This window comes from Acidovorax sp. A79 (genome assembly GCF_041154505.1).
Lineage (GTDB): Bacteria > Pseudomonadota > Gammaproteobacteria > Burkholderiales > Burkholderiaceae_C > Acidovorax.
On sequence record NZ_AP028672.1, the window covers coordinates 4,385,419 to 4,399,073 of the forward strand.

At 67.1% G+C, this 13,655-nt stretch carries 13 protein-coding genes; 2 read left to right on the top strand and 11 right to left on the bottom strand.

Features of this window, described 5'->3' with window-relative positions; all coding sequences use genetic code 11:
- Nucleotides 1–186: 186 nt before the first annotated feature.
- From ACAM51_RS20145 to hemA, 6 genes are all read right to left on the bottom strand, one after another.
- A complete protein-coding gene (locus ACAM51_RS20145; RefSeq protein ID WP_369641667.1) occupies nt 187–1,536 on the bottom strand; it encodes a hemolysin family protein in 1,350 nt (449 codons plus the stop codon).
- Nucleotides 1,537–1,696: 160 nt separating this feature from the next.
- A complete protein-coding gene (locus ACAM51_RS20150; RefSeq protein WP_369641668.1) occupies nt 1,697–2,704 on the bottom strand; it encodes an AAA family ATPase in 1,008 nt (335 codons plus the stop codon).
- Between the two features lie 157 nt (nt 2,705–2,861).
- Nucleotides 2,862–3,185 carry a Grx4 family monothiol glutaredoxin gene (grxD, locus tag ACAM51_RS20155; RefSeq protein WP_218293483.1) on the bottom strand — a complete coding sequence of 108 codons (324 nt, stop codon included), beginning with the start codon at nt 3,183–3,185 and terminating at the stop codon, nt 2,862–2,864.
- 53 nt (nt 3,186–3,238) lie between these two features.
- Nucleotides 3,239–4,081, bottom strand: coding sequence for a peptide chain release factor N(5)-glutamine methyltransferase (prmC, locus tag ACAM51_RS20160; RefSeq protein ID WP_369641669.1), 843 nt, complete (start codon nt 4,079–4,081; stop codon nt 3,239–3,241).
- A 73-nt stretch (nt 4,082–4,154) separates the two neighbouring features.
- Nucleotides 4,155–5,267: a peptide chain release factor 1 gene (prfA, locus tag ACAM51_RS20165; protein ID WP_218293485.1), complete on the bottom strand. Its 1,113-nt coding sequence runs from the start codon at nt 5,265–5,267 to the stop codon at nt 4,155–4,157.
- A gap of 115 nt (nt 5,268–5,382) precedes the next feature.
- On the bottom strand, nt 5,383–6,699 hold the full coding sequence (gene hemA / locus ACAM51_RS20170) for a glutamyl-tRNA reductase (protein ID WP_369641670.1): 1,317 nt from the start codon (nt 6,697–6,699) through the stop codon (nt 5,383–5,385).
- A 72-nt stretch (nt 6,700–6,771) separates the two neighbouring features.
- Here hemA and ACAM51_RS20175 point away from each other — a divergent pair, with 72 nt between their 5' ends.
- Nucleotides 6,772–7,050, top strand: coding sequence for a hypothetical protein (locus ACAM51_RS20175; RefSeq protein ID WP_218340310.1), 279 nt, complete (start codon nt 6,772–6,774; stop codon nt 7,048–7,050).
- Between the two features lie 107 nt (nt 7,051–7,157).
- Nucleotides 7,158–8,129 carry a tripartite tricarboxylate transporter substrate binding protein gene (locus ACAM51_RS20180; RefSeq protein WP_218293488.1) on the top strand — a complete coding sequence of 324 codons (972 nt, stop codon included), beginning with the start codon at nt 7,158–7,160 and terminating at the stop codon, nt 8,127–8,129.
- Between the two features lie 113 nt (nt 8,130–8,242).
- Here ACAM51_RS20180 and ugpQ read toward each other — a convergent pair whose 3' ends face one another.
- The 5 genes from ugpQ to ugpB form a co-directional block, all read right to left on the bottom strand.
- The gene (gene ugpQ, locus ACAM51_RS20185; protein ID WP_369641671.1) at nt 8,243–9,016 is read right to left on the bottom strand and encodes a glycerophosphodiester phosphodiesterase; all 774 of its coding nucleotides are present in this window, start codon (nt 9,014–9,016) and stop codon (nt 8,243–8,245) included.
- A 152-nt stretch (nt 9,017–9,168) separates the two neighbouring features.
- A complete protein-coding gene (ugpC, locus tag ACAM51_RS20190; RefSeq protein ID WP_218293490.1) occupies nt 9,169–10,173 on the bottom strand; it encodes a sn-glycerol-3-phosphate ABC transporter ATP-binding protein UgpC in 1,005 nt (334 codons plus the stop codon).
- A 60-nt stretch (nt 10,174–10,233) separates the two neighbouring features.
- Nucleotides 10,234–11,085 carry a sn-glycerol-3-phosphate ABC transporter permease UgpE gene (gene ugpE / locus ACAM51_RS20195; RefSeq protein WP_218293491.1) on the bottom strand — a complete coding sequence of 284 codons (852 nt, stop codon included), beginning with the start codon at nt 11,083–11,085 and terminating at the stop codon, nt 10,234–10,236.
- A gap of 149 nt (nt 11,086–11,234) precedes the next feature.
- Entirely contained in the window at nt 11,235–12,116 is an 882-nt protein-coding gene (ugpA, locus tag ACAM51_RS20200) for a sn-glycerol-3-phosphate ABC transporter permease UgpA (RefSeq protein ID WP_369641672.1), read from the bottom strand.
- A 205-nt stretch (nt 12,117–12,321) separates the two neighbouring features.
- A complete protein-coding gene (ugpB, locus tag ACAM51_RS20205; RefSeq protein WP_218340308.1) occupies nt 12,322–13,641 on the bottom strand; it encodes a sn-glycerol-3-phosphate ABC transporter substrate-binding protein UgpB in 1,320 nt (439 codons plus the stop codon).
- Between the last annotated feature and the right edge of the window lie 14 nt (nt 13,642–13,655).

Here is a 13,655-nt window from a genome sequence, read left to right on the forward strand (position 1 = left end):
GCGCCGGAGGACAGACCCGTGGAATCCGCGCAGCGGCCACCGATGCGGATACGGGTGCTCCTATTCCTATAGCTGCTGGCGCTTATGCTGAGGGCGTTGGAGCCCGATTTGATCCATGCTTTGGCAGGCCGCTGTGGCAGGCGCCGTGCCGCACCGGGCCCGACGGGCATGGCCGCGAAGGCATCCCTACTTCACAGGCGCCGCGGTGCTGTCCGCCGGAGGGGGCGCGGCAGGGCTTTCCGCCTGGGGCGCACCCAGGCGGGACACCATCACCTGGTCGATGCGGTAGCTGTCCACGTCCAGCACCTCGAACTTGTAGCCGCCCCAGCTCACGCTGTCCGTGCGGCGCGGTACGCGGCGCAGCATCACCATCAGGAAGCCGGCCAGCGTCTCGTATTCTTCCGCGTGGGGCAATTCGTCGAGCGACAGCGCATGCAGCACGTCTTCGATCGGCGTGACACCGTCGATGAGCCATGAATTCTCGTCGCGCCGCACGATCTGCTCTTCGTCCGCGGGGCCCACGAGGTCGCCCATCACCGTGCTCATCACGTCGTTCAGGGTCACCACGCCCACCACCAGGCTGTACTCGTTGACGATGACGGCAAAGTCCTCGTGCACCTGGCGGAACTGCTCCAGCACCTCCGAGAGGGTGAGCCGGTCGGGCACGATCAGCACCTTGCGCACCAGGCTGTCGTCCGCCAGCGAGATGGGCTGGTTGTTCAGCACGCGCTGGAAGAGATCCTTCGCGTCCACGTAACCCACCACGTGGTCGATATCGCCCTCGCAGACGGGGTAGGTCGAAAACGGCTCGGCCGCGATGCGCAGGCGGATGACGGAGTCGGGCTCGTCGCGCAGGAAGAAGGCGATCCGGTCGCGGGGCGACATGGCGCTGGACACCGTGCGCGTATCCAGCTCGAACACGTTGGTGATGACCTGCTGCTCGCGGGCCGCCAGCACCCCGGCGCGCGCGCCCGCCTCCATCATCGCCAGGATGTCGTCCGAGGTGATGCGGTCATCGCGCAGGGACGACATGCCCAGCACCCGGAACAGCGCATCGGCCCCCCGGCTGTAGAACCACACCACGGGGCGCAGCAGCGTCATGCACCAGGCCATGGGCTGCGCCAGCCGCACCACCAGGCGCTCCGGCTCGGCCATGCCCAGGCGCTTGGGAAACAGGTCGGCAAACAGGATGAACAGCGAGGTGATGACCAGGAACGACGCGAGGAAGCCGGCGGTCTGCGCGGTCGGCTCCGAAAACCACAGTCCGAACAATGCGCTGAAATGGGGGCTCAGCGCTCCCTCGCCCACGATACCGCCGAGGATGGCCACGGCGTTCTGGCCCACCTGCACCACCGTGAAGTAGTCGCCGGGCTGCTCCTGCATGCGCAGCACCCGGTCAGCGCGCGCGTCCCCCTCATCGGCCATCTGGCGCAAACGCAGGCGGCGCGCCGCCGCGAGCGAAATCTCGGCCATCGAAAAAAAGGCGCTGGCCGCGATGAGCAGGCCGATGATGAAAAGGCTTTGGGACAGGGTCATGGGACGGGCTACGGCGAAGGCGGGCAGGGCGCTGGGCAAGCCCCTTGGACAAGTGTAGCGGCCAGCCTGCCTGCCGCCCCAGTGCGCGCCCACGCTGCCGGGGCTGGAGGAGGCCCGCGCCGCGCGGGCGCCTTGGCCGACTTCAGCCGGCGTGCCCTGGCTACTGCATGAAACCCATGCGCCCCTTGGCGCTGGCGGCGCGCGGCAGGTCCGACACCTCCACGGTGCTGCGCTGCGCGAGCCGCGCGTTGCCGAAGCCGGTCATGAGCGCGCGGCGCATCTCGCGCGGCGGCATCTGGGCCAGCTGGTCCAGTACGTCCGGCGTGGGGTCGGGGTCGAGGCGCCGCCCCCAGTCATGCCCCGCGCGGATGCCGTGGTAGAGGTTCAGGGCGATGGTGCGGGCCTGTTCCTGGTTGGGCGGCTGCACCTGGTACACATTCATGCGGTTGAGGATGGGGTCGGGAATGCCCCGTTCATCATTGGCCGTGGTGATCCAGATGACCTGGCTCGCGTCGATGGGGATCTCGGCGAACTCGTCGGTGAAGCTCTGCGCCGTGTCGTGCTCCAGCAGGCTGTACAGCGCGCCCATGGGGTCGTACTGCGCATCGGTGCTGGCCTTGTCGATTTCGTCGACGACGATGACGGGATTGGCGTATTCGCCCTCCACCAGGGCCTCGAACACCTTGCCCGGGCGCGCTCCCTTCCATTGCGCCGACGAGCCCGACAGCAGCCAGCCCGCGGTCATGGAGCTCATGGGCAGCAGGTTCATGCCGGTGCCCAGCAACTCGGCCAGATGGCGCGCGAAGTGGGTCTTGCCGATGCCGGGCGGGCCCAGCAGCAGCATGGGCGTGACCTCCAGGCCGTCGCTGCTGTCCTGCGCCAATGCCACGTGGCGCTTCACGTCGTCCAGCACCTCGGTGAAGTTGGGCAACTGCCCGTACAGGCTGGCCATGTCGGGGATGCCCGACGGCTTGACCTGAAAGCGCTCCGGGCCACGCTCCAGCATGCGTTCGTACACGGTGCGCAGGGTTTCGTATTCGCGCTGGTTGCCCGACTCCTGCAGCCGTGCGAGCTTGCGCTCGACATCGCCGGGGTGGAACACGCTGCGCATCTGGGCCACCGGCAGGCGCAGGGCCGGGGGCTGGGGAACAAGGCTATGGCTGGTCATTGCATGCTCCTTCGTGATGTGAGGTCACGCAACCATTCAAGCACACAACATGCCCGCTTCAGCATCGGAAAAGCCCCCGAATGGTGCCGCTGTTGCGGCCAAGCAAAAGGCCGCCCGGTGGCGGCCTTTTCGCAGGGGATGCGCCGGCGGGGCGCTGTCAGCCTTCGGTGCCCAGCACCTGCTTGAGTTCGCCCGACTCGTACATCTCCATCATGATGTCCGAGCCGCCGATGAACTCGCCCTTCACGTACAGCTGAGGAATCGTGGGCCAGTTGCTGTAGTCCTTGATGCCCTGGCGGATTTCGTCGTCCTCGAGCACGTTGACGGTGACCACGGCTTTGGGGTCCACCCCGCAGGCCTTCAGGATCTGGATGGCGCGGCCCGAAAAGCCGCACATGGGGAAGCTGGCGCTGCCCTTCATGAACAGCAGGATGTCGCTGGATTTGACGAGGGCGTCGATGCGTTGCTGGGTGTCGCTCATGGGGATACTCCTTGAAAGAGGCGGGCGAGCCTCACCGGCCCGCGATGGGGGGATTATTTCACTGTCGGCCACTGTCCGCCCGTGCAGCGCGCGATGCCGGCCAGATCGTTGCGGCTTTGCACCTGGATGAAACCGGTGGCGGCGAGCAGGGCCCGCACGGCGGGGGCCTGGTCGTGCCCGTGCTCCAGCAGCAGCCAGCCGCCGGGCCGCAGGTGCGCGGGGGCCTGGGCCACGATGGCGCGGATGTCGTCGAGCCCGTCGGCGCCGCTGGCCAATGCCTGCAGGGGCTCGTGCCTGAGCGCGGCCAGGTGCGGGTCGGCGCTGGCGATGTAGGGGGGGTTGGAGACGACGGCATCGAACAGGCCTGGCACGCCCGCCAGCCAGTTCGCTGGCTGGAACTGCACGGCCAGGTCCAGGCGCCGGGCGTTGGCCTGCGCCACGGCCAGCGCATCGGCGCTCGCGTCCACCGCCAGCACCTGGGCGGTGGGGCGCTGGTGCTGCAGCGCCAGCGCGATGGCGCCGCTGCCGGTGCCCAGGTCCACGACGCGGGGGGCGGGCAACGGGGCCATCACCTCCAGCGCCCAGTCCACCAGCGTTTCGGTGTCGGGGCGCGGGTCCAGCACGCGCGCATCCACCTCCAGGGGCAGGCCGTAGAACTCCTTGCGGCCGGTGAGGTAGGCCACGGGCTCGCCCGCCACGCGGCGCTGGCACAGGGCGATGAACCGGGCGTGCACGGCCTCGTCCAGCGCGTCCGTGTCGTGCGCCAGCAGCCAGGCGCGGCCGGCGTCGGGCCGGGCCAGGGCGTGCAGCAGCAGCAGTTGCGCATCGATGCGTTCCAGGCCCAGGGTGCGGGCCTGGGCCAAAGCCTGGGCCAGGGTGGGGGAGGTGTTGTTCACTACTATTTTGATAGCTACTGGCGCATGTCCATCAAGCGCCAGAGGCCAGTTTGATTCAAATTCTGGATGGAGATCAGCCCGTGGTGCCCATCTCCAGCTCTTCCAGCTGCTCGGCCTCGCGCGCGTGGGCCAGGGCCTGCAGCACGTCGGCCAGGTCGCCTTCCATCACGTACAGCAGCTTGTACAGCGTGAGGTTGATGCGGTGGTCCGTCAGGCGCCCCTGCGGGAAGTTGTAGGTGCGGATGCGGTCGCTGCGGTCGCCGCTGCCGATCAGGCCCTTGCGCAGCGCGGCCTCCTTGGCGGCACGCTCGCTGCGTTCTTTTTCTTGAATGCGCGCCTGCAGCACCTGCAGGGCCTTGGCCTTGTTGGCGTGCTGGCTGCGGCCGTCCTGGCATTCGGCCACGATGCCGGTGGGCAAGTGCACCACGCGCACGGCGGAGTCGGTCTTGTTGATGTGCTGGCCGCCCGCGCCGGATGCACGGAAGGTGTCGATGCGCAGGTCGGCCGGGTTGAGCTTGATGGCCTCGTGCTCGTCGGGCTCGGGCATCACGGCCACGGTGCAGGCGCTGGTGTGGATGCGGCCCTGTGTTTCGGTGGCGGGCACGCGCTGCACGCGGTGGCCGCCGGACTCGAACTTGAGGGTGCCGTAGACACCGCTACCGGAGGGGCCCGTTCCGGGCTGGCCTTCGATGCGCAGCACGATTTCCTTGTAGCCCCCCAGCTCGGCCGCGTTCTCGCTCACGATCTCCACCTTCCAGCCCACGCGGTCGGCGTAGCGGGTGTACATGCGCGTGAGGTCGCCCGCGAACAGGGCCGATTCGTCGCCGCCCGTGCCGGCGCGGATTTCGACGAACGCATTGCGCGCGTCGTCGGGGTCCTTCGGCAACAGCAGGCGCTGCAATTCGTCTTCCAGCTGCAGCAGTTCGGCTTCGGCACTGGTGATTTCTTCCTGCGCCATCTCGGCCATGTCGGGGTCGGCCAGCATCTCGCGCGCGCCGGCCAGGTCGGCCTCGCGCTGCTGGTAGCGGGCGTAGCGGCCTGCCACCTGCGTGACCTCGGCATGCTCGCGCGAGATGGTGCGGTACTGCGCCATGTCGCTCATGATGTCCTCGCGCGAGAGCAGGAAGTCGAGTTCGCCCAGGCGCTGCGCGTAGCGCTCCAGCTGGCTTCGGAGAAAGGGTTTCATGGAATCCTGGAGAAATGGGTTGCTACAGATTTTGTAGCTGTTAGCGCTTGTGTATCAAGCGCTGAGGGCCGATCTGGCTTGAAATCGGAACGGGCTGGGGTGCGGGCGGGCGCCGCTACAGGCCGTTGTGGGGGGTCTTGCTTTGCGAGCGCAGGAACAGGCGCGAGACGGTCTGGGCCGTCTGGGCGCGCATCTCGGCGTCGCCCGCGCGCAGCTCGGCCAGGGTGCCGTGCAGCATTTTCTGTGTGAGGCCACGCGAGAGGGCTTCGAGCACGGCGTCCACATCCTCGCCCTTGGCCAGCAGCTTCTTGGCGCGCGCGATCTCCAGGGCGCGCCACTCGTCGGTCTGGGCGTTGAGCTGCTGGATCAGCGGCACCACGCCGCCGGTCTCGCCGGCCGGGCTGCGCAGCTCCATCCAGTGCATGAAGCTCTGCACGCCCGCGTCGATGATGGCCTCGGCCTGCGCCACGGCGGCTTGGCGGTTGGCCTGGGCCGTCTGCACCACGGTGGCCAGGTCGTCCACGGTGTACAGGTACACGTCGCCCAGGGCCTTGACCTCGGGTTCGATGTCGCGCGGCACGGCCAGGTCGACCATGAAGATGGGGCGGTGGCGGCGCTTTTTCAGCGCGCGCTCCACGGCGCCCAGGCCGATGATGGGCAGGCTGCTGGCGGTGCAGCTGATGACGGCGTCGAACTCGTGCAGGCGCTCGGGCAGGTCGGCCAGGCGCATCACCTCGCCGCCAAAGCGGGTGGCGAGCTTTTCGCCGCGCTCGAGGGTGCGGTTGGCAATGGCAATCTGCTTGGGGTTCTTGGCCGCGAAGTGCGTGGCGCACAGCTCGATCATTTCGCCCGCGCCGACGAACAGCACGCGGATCTTGCCGAGGTCTTCGAACAGCTGGCTGGCCAGGCGCACGGCGGCGGCGGCCATGCTGATGCTGTGCGCGCCGATCTCGGTGCTGGTGCGCACCTCCTTGGCCACGGCGAAGCTGCGCTGGAAGAGCTGGTTGAGCGTGGTGCCCAGGGCGCCAGCGGTCTCGGCGGCGCGCACGGCATCCTTCATCTGGCCCAGGATCTGGGCCTCGCCCAGCACCATCGAGTCGAGCCCGCTGGCCACGCGGAAGGCGTGGCGCGCGACCAGGCTGTCCTCGAGCGTGTAGGAGTGCGAGCGCAGCAGCGCGGGGCTCACGCCGCCGCTCTGGGCCAGCCAGCCCAGCGTGTGGTCCATGGCGGGCTGCTCGCCCGCGCAGTAGATTTCGGTGCGGTTGCAGGTGGAGATGATGGCCGTTTCCACCCCGGGGTGGCAGCTGGAGGTGCCCAGCGACTGGCGCAAACCGTGCAATGTGGGGGCGATCTGGTCGAGCGCGAACGCGAACCGGCCGCGCAGATCGAGCGGCGCGGTGGTGTGGTTGATGCCGAGGGCCCAGACTGCCATAGTTCCCGATTATAAAATTGTTGGCCCGAACAGGCGGCCTTGCCTGTTCAAGCCTTGATGTGGGTCAATTCCATGGGTCCTCTGGACGTTTTCAATCACCTGCTCAACTTCGTGGCACCCGCCGCGGCCGTGGCCCTGCTGCTTGCCTTGTCGGGGCGCTTCATTGGCTCCAGAACACCCTTGCCGCTGTCTGGCGGGTCTCGCCTTGCGATCGTCTTCACCGTGGGCGTGGCAACCCTGGCCGCCGGACTGGTGGTGTGGGGGCGCGACGGCCGTATGCTGACCTATGCCGCGCTGGTGGTGGCCTGCGCCACCTGCCAGTGGGTGCTGGTGCGCGGCTGGAAGGCCTGACCGGCCGCACACCCGCGCGCAATGCCGTGCCATGCCCCGCACCCGCCGCCGGGGCGGGTGCACACTCCCCGATCCTCAACAACACAAAAACCTGGAGATAGAACACGATGACGCTCAAGCATTCCTGGCCCGTACTGGCCGCGGGGCTCGCCCTGTCGGTGGCCGCGCAGGCCCAGCAGGCCTTTCCTTCCAAGCCCGTGCGCATCGTCATCGGCTTTCCGGCCGGCGGCCCGCTGGACCAGCATGCACGCTTGCTCACCGACAAGCTGCAGGCCGTGCTGGGCCAGCCCGTGGTGGTGGACTACAAGGCCGGTGCGGGTGGCACCGTGGGCGCGCAGGACGTGATGAAAGCGCCGCCCGACGGCCACACCATCATGCTGGCCAACACGGGCGTGATGGTGATCAACCCCGGGCTCTACAGCCGCCTGCCGTATTCCACGCTCAAGGATTTTGTGCCCATCGCGCGCACCGCCATGCAGCCGCTGGCCCTTTTGGTGAACCCTGGCGTGCCCGCCAAGAACCTGCAGGAGTTCATGGCCTACGCCAAGTCGCGGCCGGGCCAGGTCAACTTCGGCTCGGCGGGCAATGGCGGCATCAGCCACCTGGTGCCCGAGATGTTCAAGACGGCCACCGGCCTGTTCATGGTGCACATCCCCTACCGGGGCAGCGCACCCGCGTTCACGGACCTCATGGGCGGCCAGGTGCAGTTCATGGCCGAAAGCATTCCGCAGGCCGCCAGCTACCACAAGCAGGGCAAGGTGCGCGCTCTGGCCGTGACCAGCAAGGAGCGCAACCCCGCGCTGCCTGACGTGCCCACGGTGATCGAGAGCGGCATCAAGGGTTTCGAGGTGGTGGGCTTCTACGGCTTCCTGGCTCCGGCCGGGACACCCAAGGACGTTGTCAACAAGCTCAGCGATGCCTTCGGCCAGGTGCTGCAGATGCCCGAGGTGCGCAACCGCATGGTGACCCAGGGGGCGGACCCAGCCTTCCTGGGGTCGGACGACTTCGCGAAATTCCTGGCTGCAGAGATGCCGCGCTGGGCCGACGCGGTGAAGAAGTCGGGCGCTAAATTGGACTGACCCCGTGAGGCGCTGCGCGCCTTCCCCCTGGAAGGGGGACGCCACCGGTGGCCCGGCAAAGCCGGTTCCACGGTGGCGCGGGCCTTGGGGCGGGGTTGGGGCGACGGCAGGCCCTAGGGCGTGGCGGGCGAAAAAAAGTCCACGCGGTCGGTGATGATGCCGTCGGTTTCCAGGTGGAGGAGCCGCTGCGCGGCCCAGTCGTCGTTCACCGTGTAGCTCAGCGCACGCAGGCCCGCGCCGTGGACCTGCGCGACCAGCGCCGCATCCCACAGTGCGTGGTTGCACACGATGGCCACGCAGTCCAGCTGGCGGGCCAGGTCCAGCCAGCCGTCGCGCAACGTGTCCAGCAGCAGCGCGCGCGGGATGTGGGGGGCCGTGGCCCGGGCGCCCGCCAGCGCGTCGGGCTGGAAGGATGAGAACAGGGGCTGCACGGCCTGGCCCTGCCACAGACGCGCCGCATGTTCCCCCACCACCCGGCCCGTTTTTTCCTCGACCCCGGGCGTTGGCTTGATCTCGATGTTCAGGAAGAAGCCGTTGGCGATGCAATAGCGCGCCGTGTTCTCCAGGGTGGGCAACGGCTCGCCCGCGTGGGTGCGCGAATGCCAGCTGCCCGCGTCCAGCTGGGCCAATGCGCTCCAGGGGTGATCGCCCCCGGTGCGACTGGCGGTGGTGCCCAGCGCCTGCGCCGCGTTGGTGGTGCGGTCCAGCGTGGCGTCGTGCATCAGGAACGGCACGCCGTCGGCACTCAGCTTGGCGTCGCACTCGAACATGCGGTAGCCATGCCGGGCGCCCAGCCGGAACGCGGCCAGGGTGTTTTCAGGGGCCAGCTTGCCGGCGCCACGGTGGGCGATCCAGCGGGGGTAGGGCCAGGGAGTAGACATGGTCATCTTGCCTCGTGGTTTGCGTGCCACGCCGCGGTGGCCACTGGCACGGCACCGCGCGCGGACGCCGAGCAAGGGCCGCCCCGCAGCGACGGCGTCGTCCCCCTTTCCGGCGCAGCCGGGAGAAGGGGAAGGCGGCGAAGCCGCTCAGGGGTGGGTCACTTTCTTTTTCCGGTGGTGGCGTCGAACGCATGCAGGCGGTCTGGGCGCGGCACCACGTGGATCACCGAGTCAGGCGCGGGCGCATGGGTGCCTTCTTCCACGCGCACAATGATCTGTTCGCCATGGATGCGGCCGTAGATGAGGCGCTCGGCGCCCAGCAGTTCCACCGTCTCGACCTTGACTTCCCAGCCTTCGCTGCGCACGTCCAGGTGCTCGGGGCGGATGCCCAGGATGGTGCCGGGCGCGGCGCTGGGGGCGTTCTTGAGCAGGTTCATGGGCGGCGAGCCGATGAAGCTGGCCACGAAGGTGGTGGCGGGCGTGTGGTAGACCTCTTCGGGCGTGCCGAACTGCTCCATGTTGCCGGCGTTCATCACGATCATGCGCTGCGCCAGCGTCATGGCCTCGACCTGATCGTGGGTCACGAACAGGCTGGTGATGCCCAGTTCACGGTGCAGCTTCTGGATCTCGAGGCGGGTCTGGGCGCGCAGCTTGGCGTCCAGGTTGGACAGCGGCTCGTCGAACAGGAACACCTGGGGCTGGCGCACGATGGCACGGCCCATGGCCACCCGCTGGCGCTGGCCGCCCGACAGCTCGCGCGGCTTGCGTTCGAGCAGGTGGCCCAGTTCGAGGATCTTGGCGGCCTTGTCCACGCGCGCCCTGATTTCCTCCTTGGGCACCTTGGCGATCTTCAGGCCATAGGCCATGTTGTCGAAGTTCGTCATGTGCGGGTACAGCGCGTAGTTCTGGAACACCATCGCGATGTCACGCTGGGCGGGTTCCAGGTTGTTCACCACGCGGTCGCCGATGCGCAGTTCGCCGCCGGAGATTTCCTCCAGGCCCGCGACCATGCGCAGCAGGGTGGATTTGCCGCAGCCCGAGGGGCCCACGATGACGATGAACTCGCCGTCCTGGACCTCGGCGTTCACGCCGTGGATCACCTGGTTGGCCTTGGGGCCATGGCCGTAGCGCTTGATGATGTTGCGAAGGGAGATGGATGCCATGATGCAATGAATTTGATAGCTACAAGTGCTGAATGGATAAGCGCTGGCAGGGGTTTTGTCTTATTTCTCGGTGTCCACCAGGCCCTTGACGAACCAGCGCTGCATGACCACCACCACGAAGGCCGGAGGCAGCATGGCCAGGAGGGCCGTGGCCATCACGATGTTCCATTCGTTGCCCGCGTCGCCGCCGGCCAGCATGCGCTTGATGCCGATCACCACGGGGTACATGTCTTCCGAGGTGGTCACCAGCAGCGGCCACAGGTACTGGTTCCAGCCGTAGATGAACTGGATCACGAACAGCGCGGCGATCGAGGTGCGCGACAGCGGCACCAGGATGTCCTTGAAGAAGCGCATGGGGCCCGCGCCGTCCACGCGGGCGGCTTCCACCAGTTCGTCGGGCACCGTGAGGAAGAACTGCCGGAACAGGAACGTGGCGGTGGCCGACGCGATCAGCGGCACCGTGAGGCCCGCATACGTGTTGAGCATGCCCAGGTCCGACACCACCTGGTAGGTGGGGCCGATGCGCACTTCCACCGGCAGCATCAGCGTGATGAAGATCAGCCAGAAGCAGATGCCCTTGAAGGGGAAGCGGAAGTACACGATGGCGAACGCCGACAGCAGCGAGATGGCGATCTTGCCCAGCGTGATGACGATGGCGGTGACGAAGCTCACCCACATCATGCGCGCCACCGGCGCGGTGGAGCCCGCGCCCGTGCCGCCGCCGAACAGGGCGTCGTGGTAGGTCTGCCAGAAGTTGCCGCCGGGCACCATGGGCATGGGCACCTGCACGATGTCCTGCGCGGTGTGGGTCGAGGCCACGAAGGCCAGGTACAGCGGAAAGCCGACGATGATCACGCCCAGCACCATGATGAGGTGCGAGAACGCGGTGAGATAAGGACTGCGCTCTACCATGCGAGGGCTCCAGGAGAGAGGGGCGATGAAGAAGACATGCGTGAATTAAGGAGTGCCAATGCGCGTGCCACCGCGGAACCGGCTTTGCCGGGCCGCTGGAGGCGCCCCCTCGAGGGGGAGGCGCCACAGGCGCTTCGGGGGGGAGTCATCTAGTACTGCACTTTCTTCTCGACGTAGCGGAACTGGATCACGGTGAGCACCACCACGATCACCATCAGCACCACCGACTGCGCGGCCGATCCGCCCATGTCCATGGCCTTGAACCCATCGTGGTACACCTTGTAGACCAGGATGGCGGTATCGCGGCCCGGGCCGCCCTGCGTGGTGGCGTCCACGATGGCGAAGGTGTCGAAGAAGGCATACACCACGTTGATCACGAGCAGGAAGAACGTGGTGGGCGAGAGCAGCGGAAACTGGATGCTCCAGAACCTGCGCCAGGGGCCCGCGCCATCAATGGCTGCGGCTTCGATGAGCGACTTGGGGATGGACTGCAGGCCCGCCAGGAAGAACAGGAAGTTGTAGGAGATCTGCTTCCACACCGCGGCGATCACGATCAGCGCCATGGCGTGGTCGGAGTTGAGCATGTGGTTCCAGTCGAAGCCCGACTGGCGCAGCATGTAGGCCACCACCCCGAGCGACGGCGAGAACATGAACATCCACAGCACGCCCGCCACGGCGGGTGCCACGGCATAGGGCAGCAGCAGCGCGGTCTTGTAGACCATCGCGCCCTTGATGATGCGGTCGGCGAAGATCGCCAGGATCAGCGACAGGCTGATGCCGCTGACCGCCACCAGGATCGAGAAGAAGGCGGTGGTCTTGAACGACGCCAGATAGCCCGGGTCCTGGAACAGATCCCGGAAGTTGTCGAAACCGACCCATTCCTTCGAGAAGCCGAAGGAATCCTGCATCTGGAACGACTGCACCAGGGCCTGGCCTGCGGGCCAGAAGAAGAAGACGCTGATGATGGCCAGCTGGGGTGCCAGAAGCACCCACGGCAGCCACGCAGAGCGAAAGAGAACGCGTTTTTCCATGTCCAGACTCTCAAAAAATGCCCCCGTGCTGGCTGTTGCGCAGGGGCGCTGCCCCTTCGGGGGGCCGCTTTTTGCCCCGGGGCAGCCCGGCGGCAAAAAAAGACAACCCGCCGCCCAGTGAACCGCAGGGGTTTACAGGGGCGGCGGGCTTTCGATGTCCCCAGGCCGCAAGGGCCCGGTCGCATCCATAGGCGCTCGTCAGAACTTACTTGTTGGCGCGCGCGAACCGGGCCAGCTGTTCGTTGCCGCGGGTCACGGCCGTGTCCAGCGCCTCCTTGGGGGTCTTCTTGCCCGACCAGATCTGTTCGGTTTCCTCGTCGATGATGGAACGGATCTGCACGAAGTTGCCCAGGCGGATGCCGCGCGACTTGTCGGTGGCCTTGCGGATCATCTGCGTGACGGCGACGTCGGTGCCGGGGTTCTTTTCATAGAAGCCCGAGGCTTCGGTGAGCTTGTAGGCGGCCGTGGTCACGGGCAGGTAGCCCGTGCGCTGGTGGCTGGCCGCCTGCACCTTGGTGTCGTTCAGGAAGTTCAGGAAGTCGGCCACGCCCTTGTACTCTTCGGACTTCTTGCCGGCCATCACCCAGAGGCTGGCGCCGCCGATGGCGGTGTTCTGGGGCGCGCCCTTCACGTCGGCGTAGTAGGGCAGGGCCGAGATGCCATAGGCGAACTTGGCTTCCTTGGCCACGCGGGCGTACAGGCCTGACGAGCCCGTGATCATGGCGCACTCGCCCGAGGGGAAGGACGCGTCCGGCACATTGCCGCGGCCCTTGTAGACGAAGCTGCCGTCCTTGGAGGCCTTGGCCAGGTTCTCGAAGTGGCGCACGTGCAGCGGCGTGTTGATCTGCAGCTGGGCGTCGTTGCCGTCAAAGCCGTTGTTCTTGGACGCGAACAGCGTGTTGTGCCACAGCGAGAAGCTCTCCAGCTGCGTCCAGCTGATCCAGCTCGTGGTGAACGGGCAGCTGTGGCCGCTGGCCTTGAGCTTGGACGCGGCGGCGAACACCTCGGGCCATGTCTTGGGCGGGGTGTTGGGGTCCAGGCCCGCCTTCTTGAAGGCGTCCTTGTTGTAATAGAAGATGGTGGTGGAGCTGTTGAGCGGGTAGCTCAGCATCTGGCCGTTGGGCGCGGTGTAGTAGCCGGCCACGGCCGACACGTACTGGGTGGGGTCGAACTTGAAGCCGCCGTCGTTGAGCACCTTGGCCGCGGGCACGATGGCACCCTTGCTGGCCATCATGGTGGCGGTGCCTACTTCGAACACCTGGAGGATGTGGGGTGCATTGCCCGCACGGAACGCGGCGATGGCGCCCGTCATCGATTCGTCATACGTACCCTTGTAGGTGGGCACGACCTTGTACTTGGTCTGGCTCGCGTTGTACTGTTTTGCCAGGTCGTTGACCCAATCGCCGAGCGCTGCGCTCATCGAATGCCACCACTGAATCTCGACCGGCGCCTGAGCCTGGGCTTGTGCAGGCAGGCACGCCGACATGGCGATGGCAGCGCAGACCGCCAGATGCTTCGTTTGCATGAATATTTCCTCCG

Bases quoted from the DNA above. Each gene is read 5' to 3' on its own strand.
- ACAM51_RS20145 (WP_369641667.1), bottom strand. From the start codon at position 1,536: ATGACCCTGTCCCAAAGCCTTTTCATCATCGGCCTGCTCATCGCGGCC.
- ACAM51_RS20150 (WP_369641668.1), bottom strand. From the start codon at position 2,704: ATGACCAGCCATAGCCTTGTTCCCCAGCCCCCGGCCCTGCGCCTGCCG.
- grxD (WP_218293483.1), bottom strand. From the start codon at position 3,185: ATGAGCGACACCCAGCAACGCATCGACGCCCTCGTCAAATCCAGCGAC.
- prfA (WP_218293485.1), bottom strand. From the start codon at position 5,267: ATGAAACCCTTTCTCCGAAGCCAGCTGGAGCGCTACGCGCAGCGCCTG.
- hemA (WP_369641670.1), bottom strand. From the start codon at position 6,699: ATGGCAGTCTGGGCCCTCGGCATCAACCACACCACCGCGCCGCTCGAT.
- ACAM51_RS20175 (WP_218340310.1), top strand. From the start codon at position 6,772: ATGGGTCCTCTGGACGTTTTCAATCACCTGCTCAACTTCGTGGCACCC.
- ACAM51_RS20180 (WP_218293488.1), top strand. From the start codon at position 7,158: ATGACGCTCAAGCATTCCTGGCCCGTACTGGCCGCGGGGCTCGCCCTG.
- ugpQ (WP_369641671.1), bottom strand. From the start codon at position 9,016: ATGACCATGTCTACTCCCTGGCCCTACCCCCGCTGGATCGCCCACCGT.
- ugpC (WP_218293490.1), bottom strand. From the start codon at position 10,173: ATGGCATCCATCTCCCTTCGCAACATCATCAAGCGCTACGGCCATGGC.
- ugpE (WP_218293491.1), bottom strand. From the start codon at position 11,085: ATGGTAGAGCGCAGTCCTTATCTCACCGCGTTCTCGCACCTCATCATG.
- ugpA (WP_369641672.1), bottom strand. From the start codon at position 12,116: ATGGAAAAACGCGTTCTCTTTCGCTCTGCGTGGCTGCCGTGGGTGCTT.
- ugpB (WP_218340308.1), bottom strand. From the start codon at position 13,641: ATGCAAACGAAGCATCTGGCGGTCTGCGCTGCCATCGCCATGTCGGCG.